Origin of the sequence: Dysgonomonas termitidis (assembly GCF_042654545.1) — a bacterium.
Lineage (GTDB): Bacteria > Bacteroidota > Bacteroidia > Bacteroidales > Dysgonomonadaceae > Dysgonomonas > Dysgonomonas termitidis.
This window is the reverse complement of record NZ_JBHSGN010000077.1, coordinates 1-19,259: the sequence shown is the minus strand read 5'-3', so window position 1 is coordinate 19,259 and position 19,259 is coordinate 1. Positions and strand designations below refer to the sequence as shown.

At 40.5% G+C, this 19,259-nt stretch carries 12 protein-coding genes and 1 pseudogene; 3 read left to right on the top strand and 10 right to left on the bottom strand.

Annotation, left to right across the window (positions count from 1 at the left end; genetic code table 11):
* Positions 1-433 precede the first annotated feature (433 nt).
* From serB to feoB, 9 genes are all read right to left on the bottom strand, one after another.
* Complete coding sequence (gene serB / locus ACFO6W_RS12805) at positions 434-1,654, bottom strand: phosphoserine phosphatase SerB (protein WP_379997010.1); 1,221 nt, start codon at positions 1,652-1,654, stop codon at positions 434-436.
* Positions 1,655-1,687: 33 nt separating this feature from the next.
* Complete coding sequence (argH, locus tag ACFO6W_RS12800) at positions 1,688-3,028, bottom strand: argininosuccinate lyase (RefSeq protein ID WP_379997008.1); 1,341 nt, start codon at positions 3,026-3,028, stop codon at positions 1,688-1,690.
* Between the two features lie 3 nt (positions 3,029-3,031).
* Positions 3,032-3,472 (bottom strand): SRPBCC family protein, encoded by a 441-nt coding sequence (locus tag ACFO6W_RS12795; RefSeq protein WP_379997006.1) that lies wholly within the window; start codon positions 3,470-3,472, stop codon positions 3,032-3,034.
* A 15-nt stretch (positions 3,473-3,487) separates the two neighbouring features.
* Positions 3,488-4,117, bottom strand: coding sequence for an orotate phosphoribosyltransferase (pyrE, locus tag ACFO6W_RS12790; protein WP_379997004.1), 630 nt, complete (start codon positions 4,115-4,117; stop codon positions 3,488-3,490).
* A gap of 830 nt (positions 4,118-4,947) precedes the next feature.
* Positions 4,948-5,670, bottom strand: coding sequence for a lipid-binding protein (locus tag ACFO6W_RS12785; RefSeq protein WP_379997002.1), 723 nt, complete (start codon positions 5,668-5,670; stop codon positions 4,948-4,950).
* A 13-nt stretch (positions 5,671-5,683) separates the two neighbouring features.
* Positions 5,684-6,397 carry a BT_2262 family domain-containing protein gene (locus tag ACFO6W_RS12780; RefSeq protein WP_379997000.1) on the bottom strand — a complete coding sequence of 238 codons (714 nt, stop codon included), beginning with the start codon at positions 6,395-6,397 and terminating at the stop codon, positions 5,684-5,686.
* A gap of 18 nt (positions 6,398-6,415) precedes the next feature.
* The gene (locus ACFO6W_RS12775; RefSeq protein ID WP_379996998.1) at positions 6,416-7,921 is read right to left on the bottom strand and encodes a SusD/RagB family nutrient-binding outer membrane lipoprotein; all 1,506 of its coding nucleotides are present in this window, start codon (positions 7,919-7,921) and stop codon (positions 6,416-6,418) included.
* 22 nt (positions 7,922-7,943) lie between these two features.
* Complete coding sequence (locus tag ACFO6W_RS12770; RefSeq protein ID WP_379996996.1) at positions 7,944-11,126, bottom strand: SusC/RagA family TonB-linked outer membrane protein; 3,183 nt, start codon at positions 11,124-11,126, stop codon at positions 7,944-7,946.
* Positions 11,127-11,615: 489 nt separating this feature from the next.
* Positions 11,616-14,105: a ferrous iron transport protein B gene (gene feoB, locus ACFO6W_RS12765; RefSeq protein WP_379996994.1), complete on the bottom strand. Its 2,490-nt coding sequence runs from the start codon at positions 14,103-14,105 to the stop codon at positions 11,616-11,618.
* A gap of 1,147 nt (positions 14,106-15,252) precedes the next feature.
* Here feoB and ACFO6W_RS12760 point away from each other — a divergent pair.
* Genes ACFO6W_RS12760 through ACFO6W_RS12750 form a run of 3 tightly spaced genes read left to right on the top strand, consistent with a single transcriptional unit; the run spans position 15,253 to position 18,886 of the window.
* Positions 15,253-17,715 (top strand): endonuclease MutS2, encoded by a 2,463-nt coding sequence (locus ACFO6W_RS12760; RefSeq protein WP_379996992.1) that lies wholly within the window; start codon positions 15,253-15,255, stop codon positions 17,713-17,715.
* A gap of 16 nt (positions 17,716-17,731) precedes the next feature.
* On the top strand, positions 17,732-17,977 hold the full coding sequence (locus ACFO6W_RS12755) for a hypothetical protein (RefSeq protein WP_379996990.1): 246 nt from the start codon (positions 17,732-17,734) through the stop codon (positions 17,975-17,977).
* A gap of 33 nt (positions 17,978-18,010) precedes the next feature.
* On the top strand, positions 18,011-18,886 hold the full coding sequence (locus tag ACFO6W_RS12750; protein ID WP_379996988.1) for a TolB family protein: 876 nt from the start codon (positions 18,011-18,013) through the stop codon (positions 18,884-18,886).
* A 58-nt stretch (positions 18,887-18,944) separates the two neighbouring features.
* On the opposite strand, the pseudogene ACFO6W_RS12745 reads toward ACFO6W_RS12750, so the two are convergent.
* Positions 18,945-19,259 (bottom strand): annotated as a pseudogene (locus ACFO6W_RS12745) (L-threonine 3-dehydrogenase); the annotation flags it as partial.

Here is a 19,259-nt window from a genome sequence, read left to right as displayed (position 1 = left end):
TATTATTAAATATTTAAAGAATCTGTTTATATATTTTCTATAACAAAACAAATTGCGTTACATTTACACAATAAAACATGTGATTATCTAGAATTTTAGTTCTTTTTTTACAAGGCACACAAAACTCATATCACAGAATAAAATACAATTAAGACAAATATCAAGGAGGAGTTATTTATAGGGTGTTCTGGGCATTTATAACCGCCAATAACCACGTAAGGCTCCTTACTTTTACCGACCTTACAGCTCAAACATTTGCTTGTGAAAGTTGATATTGAACCAAATGGTTATTGGAAGATAGCTCCTCTGAGATATTAAATATTAACATCGAATACACAATAATAGGATTCCCCGGCATTTATACAGATATAAATGAATAACCGTCTATTACATTATATAATAGACGGTTACATATAGAATTCCTTATTATAAATTACTCTTCACCCACAAGCATAGAATCTCTGTATCCCAGGAAGTAAAGGATACCATCCAATCCCACCGTAGACAACGATTGTTTCGCATTTGCCTTCACTTTGGGCTTCGCATGAAAAGCAATGCCCAGTCCGGCAATACCCAGCATAGGCAAGTCATTGGCTCCGTCTCCGATTGCTACAGTCTGACGCATATCTACTTTCTCAACCTGAGCCAGTAAACGTAACAACTCAGCCTTGCGCTTACCATCAACAATATCGCCCACATAGTTTCCGGTAAGTTTACCATCTTCTATTTCAAGCTCATTGGCATATACATAATCGAAACCATACTTCTCTTTCAGATAATTACCAAAATAGGTAAATCCTCCTGAAAGGATAGCCAGTTTACAGCCACTCTTTTTCAATATACGGATAAGGCGGGTCATCCCTTCTGTTATAGGAAGATTCTCGGCAATATCTTTCATCACGGATTCATCCAGCCCTTTCAGAAGGCTCACTCTTTTCCTGAAACTTTCGGAAAAGTCGATCTCACCGCGCATAGCCGATTCTGTAATAGCTTTCACCTCCTCGCCTACACCTGCACGCTCTGCCAGCTCATCTATAACTTCTGTCTGAATAAGGGTGGAATCCATATCGAAACAAACCAGACGGCGCATGCGGCGATACATACTTTCTACCTGGAATGCTATATCAATGCCTTGCTCATCGGCCAGTTTCATAAAGTCGTGCTTCAATTGCTGCACATCGTCTACCGAACCCCGTATTGCCAGTTCTATACATGAACGGCTGGGACGTTCTTCCGTTTCCAGCGGAACACGGCCTGTTAACCTTATTATCTTTTCAATATTGAGCTTATATTTCTGGCTTATCTGTGCTACAGCAGAAATCTGGCTGGGATTTAATGTACGCCCTAACATGGTTACAATATAGCGGTTCTTTGTGCCTTGGAGGCATACCCAACGCATATATTCTTCTTTGCTGATTGGAGAAAAGCGGATGATAACACCCACTTCTGTCGCTTTAAAAAGGAGATCTTTGATTACCTCACCTGCATTCCTGGCTTCAAACATGATTGCCAATGACAGCGAATGGTGTATGTTGGCCTGGCCTATATCAAGAATATTAGCGTTATGTTTTGCCAATACGGCAGTTAGAGCCGCTGTTACACCGGGTTTATCCTCTCCGGACAGACTAGCTAGTATTATTTCTGAATCTTCCATATCAAGAGAACTTCTTTCTTATAATATTGGGGTTTAATTGATGAAATCCAGCAATGCCTGTTCTGCCGACATTACTTTACTAAAATCGAACTGATTGATAATCTGTTGTTTCAACAAATCTATATGATCGTTGTATAAATTACCTATGCTACCTTCATGTGTATGGTTCACTTTCTTATCATGAGCGAAGTTTCCCTCCTCAATATCTAAGCCGACCTGTTTATAAGCATCGCGGAAAGGCACACCTTTCAGCACAAGCCTGTTCACCTCTTCTACACTGAATATGAGCAGATATTTGGGATCATTGAGGATATCCTCATTTATCTTTACTTCATTCATCATACGCGCTACCATGTGCAAACAATCATTCATCTCCCCGAACGAAGGGATAAACAATTCTTTGATGATCTGCAAATCACGGAAATATCCTGAAGGAAGATTGTTTATAATCAGTGTTATATCATTAGGTAATGCCTGCAACTTATTGCATTTAGCACGTGTAAGTTCAAATACATCAGGATTCTTCTTATGAGGCATAATACTCGATCCTGTAGTATATTCATCTGCCAGCTTGATAAATCCGAAATTCTGGCTGTTATACAAACAGGCATCATATGAAAGTTTTGATAATGTGCCTGCTATACTTGCTATGGCAAATGACACTATACGTTCCATCTTTCCTCGTCCCATTTGAGCGTATATCACATTATAGTCCATAGAATCAAAACCCAGCAGGTCTGTCGTCATTTGCCTGTTCAGAGGGAATGACGAACCATATCCGGCGGCTGAACCCAAAGGATTCCGGTTACATATTTTATATGCCGCCAGAAGCAATTGCAGATCATCTACCAGACTTTCGGCATAGGCACCGAACCATAATCCGAATGACGACGGCATCGCAATTTGCAAATGAGTATATCCCGGCATCAGGACATCTTTATATTTTTCACTTTGGGTAAGGAGAACATCTATTAAAGCGGTTACCGAATCAACAAGCATATGGATCTGATCCCTTGTGAAGAGTTTCAAATCAACCAGCACCTGATCGTTGCGGGAACGCCCGCTATGTATCTTTTTTCCGATATCCCCTAATTTACGGGTAAGCATCAGTTCTACTTGCGAGTGTACGTCTTCAATACCGTCCTCTATCTCAAAGTTGCCGGCAATTGCAATTTCATAAATCTCTCTTAATTCTTTAAGAAGAACCGATAATTCATCTTTGGTAAGCAATCCGATAGACTCAAGCATTGTAATATGAGCCATAGAACCGAGTACATCATATGGAGCCAGATATATATCTAATTCACGATCATGCCCTACCGTATAAGACTCTACATCTTTATTTACCTGAACACTTTTTTCCCAAAGTTTCATCCGTTATACTATTGTTCCTTTATTCAAAATATCATTATAAGGCAATCCGGCCAAACCTTCCGCCACTTTATCCAATCCGGCTTGTAACGGTTTACTAACCATTGGTTTCAGAAATGGATTCAGGTCCGCTTTTATGGTTAGTTTCATTTTAGTTTCAGCACCATTGATTGGAACTAATTGTATCCACATGGTCACTCCGAAAGGTAATTGCTCTGCCTGAAACTTAATTGTCTTATTAGGTTCGCGTTCTACCACTACAAATCTGATCTTACCTACAGGATCGACAGATACAGTACATGAATCGGTATCGAAAGTAAAATCTTTGACTTTATCCTGAGGTATTATATTTTTGGCTAATTCCAGATTGTTCAGATCGGAAAGCACAGTATAGACATCCGCATCAGAATGTGGGATCGTCTTTATCTCACTAACAAATTCTGTCATGCAATTTTCATCAGTTTATTTCCAATCGGCAGGAGCTTTTCTCCATTCCTGCAGAGTTTCAAGATCGGATTCGGCAATATAGTCTATCCTCAGAGCTTCGGTTAAAACTGCATCATAGTTGGTCAATGTCAATAACTGAACTCCTGCAGCATTAAACTTCTCCGCAGCAATAGGGAAACCATAAGTGAAATTGGCGACCATGCCGATAACATCGGAACTATCACGACGAATAGCTTCTACAGCTTTCAAGCTACTGGAACCGGTAGATACAAGATCTTCGACTACAACTACTTTACTTCCGGGTTTCAATTCGCCTTCAATCAGATTTTCCAATCCATGATCTTTCGGTGTTGAACGAATATATACAAATGGCAAGCCTAAAGCATCGGCTACCAATGCTCCCGGAGCAATAGCACCTGTAGCAACTCCCGCGATTGCATCTACTTCCGGAAAGTTCTCTATAATCAAACGGCTAAGTTCGATTTTTATAAATGTGCGTATCCTGGGATACGATATCAGCTTTCGATTATCACAATAGATAGGTGATTTCCAGCCCGAAGCCCATGTAAATGGATTGGAAGGCTGTAGTTTGATGGCTCTGATGCTGAGAAGCTTCTCAGCGGTCAGTTTTTCTAAAGTGTTCATATTTATCTTTTCTAAATAACAACAATCAACATTATTCGGCTACAAATATACAATTAATAGGTAGAATAAAAGAAAATATAACATAAAGAAAATGTGAATAAAGCCCCAGGCTATTTCGTTGCTTTGGCTAAATATAACTACCAATGCCTGTTACAATTCGAAATATAGATGAATACTTTCTGTCATAAAAAAAGGGAAGTCAATGAAAAATCAAAGGGAATCACCCTTACCGGATAATTCCCTTTGTATATAAAAGTCGTATTGGTGGATATAGCCGAAACTCCGTAAAACAGGATTTGAGCGCTTCGATCCCTTTGTAATCCACCGTGCTAAGCAACCCGGAGGTGTGGCCCGCCATTAGAATCAAAAGCTTGTCTCGGGTATTTTATTAATTGATGAGCTTCCCAATCGACCAACACGACTTAGACTAAGCTTCGTTTCATTTTCTATATCAAATATAGGTAGAATAATCTAAATATGCAAATAATAAATCAATATTTCACTGACTTCTGTTTTGTGCTGCATCCACAATTTGAACATCCGCAACTTCCTTTTTGTTCATTCTTTGAAAAGAAAAAGCCATATACTTTATAGGTAACCATTACGGCTACACAAAGTCCGATTATACCAACTATTATTTCTTGAAACATATCTTATTTTCCTCCGTTTCTGAATACAAAGTTATATAAGAAAAGCGGAATAAGAGGTAAATTGTGGGTTAAAAGAAATAAAAACATCTAAATACAAAACAGCAGCAAGGCCAACCTTGCTGCTGTTTAGATATTTATGATTCTGTAATAAATTACAATAATTCCTTAAGACCAACGAAATTAATGGGTAGCATCTTCCGGATATCCTGTGTAACGATAACCGGATAGTGTCCACGTTTCATCCCAACCATCAATATCGGCTGGTGTATTGCTTCCCTCTTTCTTTTGCCAGCCATATTCAGGCACATCAGGATCTTCCCATTCTTCATCAGGCAGCAGATAACTGATGAATTGAATATAATCATGATGCATTACCATTTTTATATAAACGCTGTCCGATACATTTCCGCCAATAGTAGTAGCACCTTTTGGTATAACTTTTCCCTCAACCAATGTTACACGAGTATATAATTGAACACCGTCATTCAATTGTCCTGCTGCTGTAGGTACCCTGAATTCGTCTGCATAAGCATCGGTAAATGGAAATAAACCCTTATCCGTATCAATCAAAAGCGATCCGGTATTTACATTCACAACTTCTGCAGCCACTCCTTTAAAATCGGATGCATCGCCTGTTATTTTAAATTTACCTTTCACTGCTTCACCTGCAACATGCGATTCAATCCAGATTTCATCTTTCACATTAGCTGCGGAATTATAAATCATAGCTTCAATTCCATCTTCGATAGGAGTATCATCAGAAGAATATTCTGCACATTTTGTTGCTACAACATAGCGGCCATCCAACGCTGCAGTTTCTGTATACCAGTTATCTTTTTCTTCCAAGCACGATGTTAAAGCCATGCAAATGAAAGCACTTATTATATATCCTAAATTTCTCATATTTTATACGTTGTTATTGATTTTCGACAATGTTCAGGTGAAACGTAAAGGATGAATAGTCAACCTGAAGTACTAATGTTTTTGTTTCTTCATTGTAAGTTCCTCTTACGGCTGTATGCTTATCCTTCCAAGGTGTCACATTACTGCTTACTAAAGAAAAATCGGTGCCATCAAATGCAACAATACCAGATATATCATATGCCGCACCATAACCGCGTCCAATACTATAGTACCCGCCAAACAAATCGGATATATAAAATTTCCCGGGCGCTGTCTGATAAATTGTTATAGGCGGCTCTGTTTTAAATTCCGTAGCAGGTGATCCTGCCGCGCCACCCAATGCACTACGACTACTTGAAGCATCTACATGATAGAGACCTGTTGCTATAACCGAAGGTGTTGTATCATAAACAATTACCTTACGCACAGCCGACGTTGGATATCCATCCGAGTTATTTACCGAATAAACTAAATTATAAACACCGGGTGTTTGCGGATTTACAGCACCTGAGACAGCTACTTTATCTGTAATATCCTCTCCATTTTCCGTTGCAACCCATCCCGATTCGGTATAAGCTCCCCCTAACGATACAAATTCAACAGCATCGCCTTTGAGATCCAACTCACAGTAATAGGTGATTTTTGAAATATCTTCTGTCTCTTTATCGCAGGAGAAAAGGAGAAATGCAGAAGCGATTATCAGACTATATTTATATAATAATTTCATACTCTTCATTTTTTACAATTACTTACCTTGTTTTTGATTCCACCACACTTTTACTCCTACATTTGGTTTCTGTGAAGGGGCATTATTATTCCTGTCTCTATAAGATGAAGGATACAAAGGAGAGGCAGGTAAATTACCACCCAATAAAGCTCTTCCTCTGACTGAGATTGTCAGATTACCCACAGGAAAATTAATCCATGCGCCAGCACGGTCAGCAACGATATCAATTTCGCTTACTGAAGGATATTTAGTCCGGTTACGTTCCAAAAACGATTCCAGATGCTGATAATTACAATTGGCGACCCATTTCTGCATGGCAATTTGTTTTATCTGGGCTTCTGTATTACCTCCGGTCCATTTGGCATAGCCTGTTTCCAGTATTTTGAAATCGGTAATACCATGTTGAGTCAGCGAAGCCTTTACTCCGGCTTCATAAAAATCCTTAGCTTGAGCAGATCCGGCACGTGCATACACTTCTGCCATGTAAAAATACACTTCCCAATCCGACATCAACATCAAATCCATATTTGCTCCAAAAACAACGGTCGCATATGTTTCCTTATCATCTGTAGTACCGTTTCCGTCAGAATCTTGCTTCGAGTCGAAATCGCCGAAGAATGCAGCTTTCGACCCTGAAAACAATTTACTCAAACGAGGATCTTCATTTGTACTCAAATAATCAAAAAATGTTTTACATGCAATTACATTTGTCGAAAAATAGCTGGCGCCACCTTGCTGAAATTCGCGCATCGGATGACGTTTGCCTTCCTTATCGTCTTCCCAGATGGTTCCGGGTATTTTAGCACTCGATGTCAGTAAACTTGCATTTTGAATAAAGCTCAAAGTCTTTGTATTATCATACAGTGAGGTTTCAGACAGGCGTATCATTAACTTCAACTTCAACGCACTGGCAAATTGATACCATTTATCCAAATCTCCTTTATATATATAATCATAAGTTCCGTCAATAGAAGATTCGCTTAAATCAACCGCCAGCAGATTATCTATCCTCTTTAATAAGTCAGCATATATATCCTCTTGCTTGTCCTGCTTTGGATGTAAAACGCCCTCAGCCCCTTTTAAAGTTTCGGAATATGGCATATCACCCCATACATCGGTAATGACTTGCCAGGTAAAGATCGATAAAACTTCTGCAACGAAATAATATCCTTTGTTGCTACCCACTCTTGTATCTGCCTTAATATACTCCAGATCGGGCAACGGCTGGCTAGCCAAGGACTGATAAGATGTATTGAATTCCTGAGGCAGATATTCGCACAATGATTTAAATTGGGAAGCCGTGTAGGCCTGTGTCCAGTATTCTACCCAGAAACCTCCTCCAAAACCGAAATCCCATCCCATCAGATTATTGGCGATACCCATTTGTGTAGCGGGGAGCAATGCTTTTGCCGACGGCACTTCCGCTAACGCGTTCGGGTCGTGATTGATATCCAGATAATCGCTACATCCGTTTGTGAATAACAAGAAGATAGCTGATAATATAATTAATAATTTTCTTTTCATATTCTTTACTGTTTAATCGCTTTTAAAATGAAAGTTGTAGTCCGAATACATACGATTGATACGGAGGCGTAGATGCGAATTCTCCGACTTTAGAACTGATATCGCTACCCCAGGTAGTTATTTCCGGATCAATATACATATTTTCTTTCGGAGTCCATAACAGGATATTAGATGCTGTCGCTGAAAGCCGCAGAGAAGAAACCCTAAGCATTTCACAGACTTTTTTCGGCAATTGATAAGCCAGGCTTACATTACGAAGTTTCAGGTATGAGCGGTCGATAACTGCAAAATCGGTATATTGGAATCCACCGTTACTATAGAATGTATGCAGGCCTGTCGGATCGACTGGTGTCGTATTTTCACTATAAGTCCCGTCACCATTAGATACCACCGAGTTAGGTATAATAAAAGGATTACGATCGTTGTAAGCCGTTTCAGGGCCACTACCTATCCAATGCATATAATCCTTGGTATAAGAATAAATATACCCTCCGTAACGGAAATCCAATGTCGCCGACAGGGAAAAGTCTTTCCATGTAAAGGTATTTGTCAATCCCATACGGAATTTTTCATTAATATCCTTATTCAAATAAACATCATCAGGAGTTGGCTGAGGATTTCCGACTCCATCTACTACAATGCTTTCCACTCCATTATAGTCTACAGTCATCGCCTTTTGGCTTTTGAACTGTCCAAGCGGCTTGCCTTCGATAGCGTAGATACCCATTCCGCCCAATCCCGACAAAGAAACCTCCGGCACAATCAGTTTTTCTACTTTATTATTGTTTTTAGTAAAGTTATACATGATATTCCATTGGAAATCTTTGGTTTTTACAGGAACCAATGAGAGGGAAAGTTCGATCCCGCTGTTACGGACATCACCTATATTAGCATATTGTTCAGTATAACCGGTCAACGGATCAATAAGCATTCTTGCAATCAGACCTTTTGTTAATTTATTATAATACGAAAAGTCGACACCTACCCGTTGGTTGAAGAAAGAACTTTCAAAACCAATCTCAAACTCGTCCGTCAACTCAGGTTTTAAATTCGGATTCCCGGCTCTATTGGAAATCGTATAAGCATTGACACCCCCCAATGGAAATTTCAAATCGTCAATTTCCGGAAAACCCGGGTTAGTCGCTGTTGCTGCCAAAAACCTATTAAATACCCTATAAGGCCTTGTATCTTTACCTGTCCGTCCGTAAGACAACCTGGTCTTCACAAAGTCAAGCGGACCTGTATTAATATTTTTCTGTTTCATGAAATCGGTAACGATAAAACTCAACATAGCTGCCGGGTAAAAGAAGGAATTATTCTCTTTAGGCAAAGCCGATGACCAGTCGTTACGGGCTGTAAGCGTCAGGTAAAGGTAATCCTGATATCCGAAGTCCGCATTAACGTAAGCGCCTAAAATACGGTAACGCTCACTGTTTTGCTCTGCAACGGCCGGAGTAAGCGTGTTCGATAAATGATAAAAACCAGGGACGTCAATTGAAGAAATTGACCCATAAAGGCGAGTCTCCTTTTGTTCGTTCGCATTTCCTCCGGCAATTACATTCATTGAAAAATCGTCGAACCGGTCATTAAATGTAGCAAAATAGTCATGATTCACCTGAAGGTAATCCCTTTTGTCCTGTGAATAGCTACCCGGACTTGCAGGTCCTTTCCTTGCGGCATTAATAGAACCGTCACTAAAAGAAACTGCATCAAAATGCATATCGGCAGTAGCTGTTTCATAGTCGCCACCAAATCTGTAGGTCAGTTTGAGGTTACTTAGCAAATCGTAATCAAGTTGTACTTTTCCGAAAAACTTATATTTTCGCTGAATCGCTTCTTTAGCATCTAAAATAAAATACGGATTTAGACCGTATGGAGTAAAATAATTATCCAGATTATTGAATTTATCGTTGTAATCTTTCAAATCGACAATAGAAATATCAGTAGCGATTTCACTCAATGAACGATATATCGAATTGTCCTGTCCTGTAGGCGACACCCGGTTTTTTTCTACGCTGGCATTAAACGATGAACTAATCAGCAATTTGCCTGCTTTGTGCGATGCATTCGATGCTACAGTAAAGCGATTGTAGGAATCTGTATTAGTTGGTATAGGACCGTCCAGGTAATTCTGGGATACCGAAAGATGATATAGGGTCTGTGCTGTACCACCACTCAATGAAAGTGAATTTTCATAACCGAAGCCCATATCGTAGAAATCACGGATACGATCTTTCAGATACACATAAGGTTTTAGTTTCTGGCTATTATCCACTACATTACCCCAAACTCTGTCTTTACCATCGAAGCGAGCGCCCCAGTTCCCGTTTTCGTCCAACGCACGGTCTGCGCTCCAACCTTGTCCAAACATTGTTTGTTCGTCCGGCAGACGTCCGATTTGCTGAAGAGTTATACCACCGTTATATTCTATTCTCAGTTTCCCGTTGGTATCTTTACCCGACTTAGTCGTAATCATGATAACTCCCTGGGCTGCACGCGAACCATACAAAGCTGACGCAGCAGAACCTTTCAACACGGTTATACTCTCAATATCATTTGGATTCAATGCATTAATACCCGAACCGAAATCGGCCTGGCTATTCAGCGTATTCACTCCTCCGGAAATACTTCCCGACTGATTCTGTTTATTGGTAAGGGGAATACCGTCTACCACATACAAAGGCTGGTTATTCTCAAAAGAGTTGAATCCACGGATAGTTACATTCTGTGTTCCGCCCGGAGTTCCGGATGAAGAAACCTCTACCCCGGAGACCTTACCCTGAAGCGCAGACATCGGATTAAGAACTTTCGAATTGGCGATATCATCACCCTTAATAGAGGAGACTGAGTATCCAAGTGTTTTTTTATCTCTAGCAACACCTAGAGCAGTAATAACAACATCCTGCAACACATGCTCGTCATTCTCCATTACAACTCTCATATCCTGAGACATTTTCAGCTCCAGGGTCTTCATCCCCACTAATGTAAACACCAGGGTATTTCTTCCTTCAGGCACATTAATAGAGAATTTACCATCCAGGTCAGTTACTGTACCGACGGTAGTCCCTTTCACTACTACAGAAGCGCTAATAACAGGTTCACCGTTACTGTCAACCACAGTACCGGCTATCCTAGTTGTTTGCGCAACGATAAATCCTAAACTTAGAAATAAGCAGGATAGAATTAACATCACTCTTTTCTTCATACAAACACTACTTTATTAAAAATTAAAACAACATACAAACCCAACTTTCTACAAACACTTTTTAATTAAAATAATAAAAGCAATTATTCTTGTCTTACATCAAATTAACAATTTAATACCATATTGGGCTTTTTAGCATCAGTTTGCTTTTTGATATGCAAATTTAGACAATTTTCACGAAAAAAAAAATTTTGAAATAATTTATATAAAATATAACAATATGAAAGCATTCAAAGTCAAACAAATAAAAAAGCAGATAACAATTATTACATTTTAGTTAAATATATGTTATTTTGAAAGGATGCGACAGGAGTAATGGCAAGTATGCCCTAAAAATATGTTTATAAAAAGTTGATTAAAAGTTCATTTTAACACTTTTCCTGCTCATTTTTCCATAAATACTAAAGAGAAACCAACATTCATTCTTTTTGACACTATAATTACAAAATATACAGATTTACTGTCAAATCAAAATAAAAAGAGCACAATCTACAACATACTTCCAATCTGATAAACTAAAAATGAGATTATCCACGCCAGTAAAGTGGTATAAATGATACTGAAAATGCCCCATTTCCATGATCCGGATTCTTCCTTTATTGCAGCAATAGTTGCGACACATGGAAAGTAAATCAACACAAAAAGTAACAAACTGACAATTACCAATGGCGTAAAAGTGGGTGCACCATCGGCCTGGGTATCATTGACAAGACGAGCCTCCAGGGATTCCTGGTTCTCAGAGTCCCCTGTATATAAAACCCCCAGAGTACTCACAACCACCTCTTTGGCCGCCATACCGGAAAGCAGGCTCACACTTATTTTCCAATCGAAACCTAAAGGCCGCATCACCGGCTCTATCGTTTTTCCTACACGCCCTATATACGATTCTTCCTGATGTGCAATATTACGCTGGTCTTCCACTTCTTCTATCAATCCGGCCTTCTGTTCTTCATTTATCTCATTTTCACCGAATCGAGCCTCCACTTTGGATATCTGATTATCAAACAACATTTCACGTTCTTTATCCCGGGGGAAATATCCTAAAAACCAGATAATAATAGATGCTATCAGGATAACTCCTCCCATCTTCCTCAGATATTGCCGCGATTTATCCCACATATGAATAGATACGGCTCGCAACGTAGGCATACGATACGGGGGCAACTCCATCACAAATGGAGTATCTTCTTTCGGAAACAGGAATTTCTTAAACAACCGGGCCGATACCACAGCAAGCAATATACCGGTAAAATAAAGTCCGAAAAGGACAAAACTCGCATATGGCTTGAAAAATACGCCCACGAAAAGCAAGTAAACCGGTAAGCGTGCACTACATGACATGAACGGATTGATAAGCATCGTTATCATACGGCTGTTGCGACTCTCGATAGTACGTGTAGCCAGAATAGCAGGCACATTACACCCGAAACCCATGACCAGAGGGATAAACGATTTCCCGTGCAATCCCATTTTATGCATCACCTTGTCCATAATAAAGGCTGCCCGGGCCATATAGCCCGAATCCTCCATGAATGAGATGAAAGCATACAATATTAAAATATTAGGCAGGAAGACAATTACCCCTCCTACTCCTCCGATAATGCCATCTACAACCAAATCTTTGAGCATACCCTCAGGCATGGTTCCGCGTATAAAATCGCCCAATATGGCAACTCCGTTCTCGATCCACTCCATCGGGTATCCGCCTAACCGGAATGTACACTCGAACATAACCCACATGAAAAAGAAAAATATAGGGAATCCCAGATATTTATGTGTAACTACAGAATCGATAATACGTGTACGGTCCGACTCGTTCGTTTTTTCCTTCAGGGTTTCCTTCAATCCTCCGGCAATAAACCCATAACGGGCATTCGTCAGTGCCGACTCCGCATCTTCCTTCAGGGTTTCTTCAATATACTTCACTTCCGCGTTTCTGGATGCGAACAAATCCCCGTTGTCCGAAACAGCAGATACATAAGACTCAATATCTTTATCCTTTTCCAATAACTTTATTGAAATATAACGGCGTGGAAAAATAAGCCGGGAAGATTTATCTTTTTCAAGCTTTATATTAAGCCTGCTTATTGAATTCTCGATTACATTGCCATATGATATATGTACGCGGCGGACTGTCGGCTCCTTATCTTCATGCATCCGTATAACCGTATCGAACAGTTCGCCTATACCTGCTCCGGTCTTGGCCACAGTAGGCACCATAGGAATACCGATCATCTTCGACAGCTTCTGATAGTTGAATTCACTTCCGCTTTCTTTCAACTCATCATACATATTCAAGGCGACAACCACCGGGGCTTCCATATCTATCAGCTCGGTTGTCAGATACAAATTCCTTTCCAGATTGGAAGCTGCCACAATATTGACTATAACATCAGGCTTATCTTCCACTATATGACGCCTTACATAAAGTTCTTCCGGCGTGTAAGCCGACAGAGAATATGTACCGGGCAAATCGACTATCTTAAATGTATAGCCGCCATGTTTAAAGCGGCCCTCCTTCGAATCTACCGTCACACCCCCATAATTACCGACATGCTCATGTGCCCCTGACGCAATATTAAACAAGGATGTTTTCCCCGCATTCGGGTTACCGACCAAAGCTACGGTTATAACCTTCTTATTAACCTGATTATTTTTATTTTTGGAAGAATGTTCTTCTACCGGCGTATTTTCGTCAGACAAACCTGCATTGCAAGAAGATTCGGGAGTCAGAATCCCCTGTTTTTTATTTATTTCAGGATAAACTACTTCAATAAGCCCCGCTTCGCTCCGGCGAAGGGAAACTTCATAATCCATAATTTTATATTTGATCGGATCTTTTAAGGGAGCATTCAATATGACTTTAATGGTTTTCCCTTTAATAAAGCCCATCTCCATGATGCGCTTACGAAAGGCCCCGCTACCGTTAACGCGTATAATAACACCTTTCTCCCCTGTCCTCAGGTCTGATAAAAGCATACCAACAATCTTTCATTTAATAATAGAGCTACAAAGATGGGTATTTTTTGTCAGATACAAAGAACTTTTTTAAGGTATTATTTAGAATGAATATAAAAAAGAGCTCTTTATTTATCCGGGAATATATCCAGAAGAAGAGGCTTCATCCGAAATATTTAAAATGCATAAAAAAACCAATGCTTTAGAGGTTATACTTCAATGGTCGAATCCCATAAATCCACTTTCACAAGCAGAAAATGAAACCATATCTTTTAGAATAAAAACCATCGTCGGAGTAATAAATGCCCAATATATCCGATTGTGTCTCTGTCGCATTGGTTTTATATATACATATATGAATTATATCAATAATCATTTTAATGATACAAACAACTTAATTCAAATTTAATAATCATAATCACCGCTTACTTACGTAGATAAATACTGTAGTAATCTTCTGTAATTTTGCAAAAAAATATTTCTATTTTATCAGGGCAAATTCAATAGCTAAGGCTGTCTGTAAATTCAATAAACAAATCTCATAAAAATAAAGCCGTAAGGATGAGATATATAACAATTCAATATCTCATTCACCCTTCTTACAACGGTAAAATTACAATTTTGTTTTAATTCCGCAAATTTTGCAAGACATAATTTAGGGTAAACACACGGAATTTAATCTTTTTGAAAAAGTTTATCTATAGAGAGGAGCTGTTAGTTCTTTGAAAGAATGAAGTGGCCCCCTAGATCCCCCAAGGGGGACTTACAGAGAGGGAAAAAAGTAACAGATAAAAAATAGTGGAAAAAGTGTAACTTTTGTAACTTTTTTGATATAGTTACGAGTTACTTCGCCCTTCGGGCAGTTACGGGTTGCAAGTAGACAAGATACGAGATACAAGATACGGGTTGTTAACTGCTGACTGTTTACTGTTTACTGTTTACTGAAATAAGTGTTACCTTTTAACTGTATTTAGTTAATATATACAAATTAGATACCATATAAATAGTGAAAAAAGTGTCAGATATGTCAGATTTTAACATTATATGGTTAATTAATGTAAATATTCAATCAACAATGATAACTGCCGATTTTCGCACCTTTGTCCCATGCCTAAACTTATAACTTATAACTAAAATTCCTATCTTTGCAACCTAAAATGAACACAACGTGATATATCCAGAAAATTTCGAATCGAAAATAGGATTTGACAAAATACGCCAATTACTCACGGCTAGATGCCTGAGTCCACTGGGAGAGGAAAAAGTAGGAAACATGGCTTTTTCTTCCGGCTATACATTTATTACTGAAGGCCTTTCCCAGACAGAAGAATTTATCCGAATCACACAGGAAGAAGATGATTTTCCAACTAATTATTTCCTTGACGTGCGCCCATCGCTGCGAAACGTCAAAGTAGAAGGTACGTGGATAGACGAAAATGCATTATTCGATTTAAGGCGTTCCTTGCAGACAATCAGGGACATTGTAAGCTTTCTGAAAAAAGAAGATGAAGAAAATACACCCTACCCTTATCTACATACATTAGCTGGAGAGGTAGTCGTATTTCCACAACTGATAAGCAAGATAGACAACATCCTGGATAAGTTCGGACGCATAAAAGATAACGCGTCACCCGAACTGAGCCGCATACGGAAAGACATAGCCCATATATCGGGTGGCATATCCAAAAGTCTCAACGCGATATTACGCCTGGCACAAAGCGAAGGCCTGGTAGAAAAGGATGTAACACCTACCATGCGCGACGGACGGCTGGTTATCCCTGTCGCCCCAGCCTTTAAACGCAAAATCAAAGGCATAGTGCATGACGAATCCGCTTCGGGCAAAACGGTCTTTATAGAACCGGCAGAGGTAGTGGAAGCAAACAACCGGATACGTGAGTTGGAAAGCGAAGAAAGGCGCGAGATAATTAAAATACTCATTGCTTTTACTGATGTTTTACGCCCATTGGTTCCTGAAATACTGCAATCGTATGAATTTCTGGCTATGATAGATTTCATCCGGGCTAAAGCTACATTCTCCATCGAGTTGAATGCCATCAAGCCTCCTATCGAAGATAAACAATTGATACGCTGGTACAGGGCAAAACATCCGCTATTGTTTCTCTCGCACCGTAAGCAGAATAAACAAATAGTACCGCTCGATATAGAACTGGAAGAAGACAACCGCCTGCTGATAATTTCAGGGCCGAATGCCGGAGGAAAGTCCGTTTGCCTGAAAACAGTCGGATTGCTCCAGTATATGGTACAATGCGGTTTACCGATTCCTCTGGATGAAAACTCCAAAGTCGGGATATTCGACCGTATATTCATAGACATAGGAGACGAACAATCGATCGAAAACGATCTGAGTACATACAGTTCGCATCTGACCAATATGAAATTCTTTGTCAGGAACTGTGATAAAAAGACCATCCTGCTCATTGACGAATTTGGCGGAGGTACCGAACCCCAGATAGGCGGGGCGATTGCCGAGTCCCTCCTGAAACGTTTCAATGAGAGGGGAGCTTTCGGGGTAATCACCACCCATTATCAGAATCTGAAACACTTTGCCAATGAGAACAAAGGGGTCATAAACGGGGCTATGTTATACGACCGTCATCTGATGCAGCCTCTGTTTACCCTGTCTATCGGGAATCCGGGCAGTTCGTTTGCCATAGAGATAGCACGCAAGATAGGATTGCCGGAAGATGTAATTGCCGATGCCTCGGAAATCGTAGGCAGTGATTATATCAACATGGATAAATACCTGCAAGACATCGTTCGTGACAAGCGTTATTGGGAAACCAAACGGCAAAGCATCCGTCAAAAAGAGAAACGGCTCGAAGAAGTTACCGAGACCTACGAAACCGACCTGCTGGCAGTAGAAAAACAGCGGAAAGAAATCATCCGCCAGGCAAAAACCGACGTTGAACGTATAATGTCGGAGGCAAATGCCAGAATTGAGAATACTATACGCACCATCCGCGAATCACAGGCCGATAAGGAGAAAACGAAACAGGCGCGGCAGGCTTTGAGTGAATTCAAATCGACGCTGGACGATGAAGACAACTTCTCCGACGACAAGATTATCCGTAAAATACAGAAACTAAAAGACAAGGAGAAAAACAAGAAGCAGAAAGAGAAAGTCACGGAAAAACCTAAGCTACAAACAATTGCGATTGGCGACAATGTCCGTATAAAAGGGCAAACATCCATAGGACAGGTACTCGATATACAAAGAGGAAATGCAACGGTAGCTTTCGGGATGATAAAATCGACAGCCAAACTGGATACATTGGAATATATAAGTAAGAATCAGGTCAAACGCGATTCGAAGAGTACACTTGTCAGCGCTGCCGTAAGCGATGATATGCGCGAGAAGAAACTCAACTTCAAACAGGATATAGACGTGCGTGGCATGCGTGGCGATGAAGCCTTGCAGGCCGTTATGTATTTCATTGATGACGCCATACTTGTAGGCGTATCCCGCGTACGTATTCTGCACGGTACGGGCACGGGAGCACTGCGTCAAATCATACGGGACTACCTGCGTACAGTACCGGGAGTTCACAACTATCAGGATGAGCATGTACAATTCGGAGGTACAGGTATTACTGTTGTAGACCTGAACTAAAACAAACATCTGAACTATGGATATAAATATCGACCCTTACGGCGGATTTTCTTTAGGCTTTGGCTCTGGCGCCATAATAGCCTTACTTGTGATTGCCATGCCCGTATGGTGTATCTGCTGGCGCATATTTAAAGGAAGAGCAAGACCTGAGAAGCCTAAAAAGCTTCATATAGCGATAGCCACGGTTATTACCACGCCGATAATATACGCCATGCTAATTGTCCTTTGCTATCTTGCAATAAAGCTATTGTATCTGGAATAATCATCTATCGGAAAAATACCTAACTATAACATTATGCAGCCACAACAAACCGAACCGTCCAAAGTAACCAGTATCCTTGAGATATATGACATCACTACAGGGGAACGAACCATCGTGAAAGAGTTTCCTTACCTCATAGAAGCTCCCGACTGGACTCCTGATGGCAAATACCTGATATATAACAGTGAAGGCCTGATATATAAACTACCGGCAGATTCTTCCGGAGAGCCGGAATTAATTGATACAGGCTTCGCCACAAAATGCAACAACGACCATCTGATATCACCGGATGGGAAATTAATGGCAATTAGCCACCGCTCATTACCGGACGGACGCCCCACAATATTCGTATTACCGGGCGACGGTGGAGAGCCGAAACAGGTCACACCTTCCCTGCCAAGCTATATGCACGGATGGAGTCCGGATGGAAAGATGCTTACCTATTGTGCCAACCGCAACGGAGAAATGGATGTATATACAATTTCCATTGACGGAACCAATGAAACCCGCCTTACAGCTTCGGAAGGACTAAATGACGGACCCGAATATTCTCCCGATGGCGAATATATCTGGTTCAACTCCATGCGTACCGGGTTGATGCAGATATGGCGGATGAAAACCAATGGTAACGAGCAAACGCAGACAACGTTCGATGAAGATCGCAACTCCTGGTTCCCACACTTGTCTCCGGATGGTAAGAATATCGTGTACATCGCATACCGGAAAGGGGATCTCGAACCACACGAACATCTCCGCTACAAACATGTAGAAATACGGATGGTCCCTGCAACGGGGGGTGAACCGCAGACCTTAATCAAATTATTCGGCGGACAGGGTACTTTTAATGTAAACTCATGGGCGCCGGACAGCAAACGCTTTGCCTTTGTCAGTTTCAGTATAGAAGAATAAGATTTATAGAGAACAGGAAGCATGCAAATAGAATACATACTTCCTGTCTATCTTATTTTCAGATCAAATGCACTTCCCTTTCTCTGAGTACATTTATCATATCAGCGGTCATCTTCTCCAGATCATATTCAGGTCTCCAATCCCACTCCTGGCGGGCGCAGGTATCATCCAGGGAGTTGGGCCATGAATCGGCAATCGCCTGCTTCAAAGGGTCGACATCGTATTCCATCTCAAAATCCGGATAATGCTTCCTTATGGCCGAATATAACATTTCCGGATCGAAGCTCATTGCCGCGATATTGAACGAATTGCGATGGATCAGCCTGTCTGGATTAGCTTCCATTATGTTGATGGCGGCATTCAGGGCATCCGG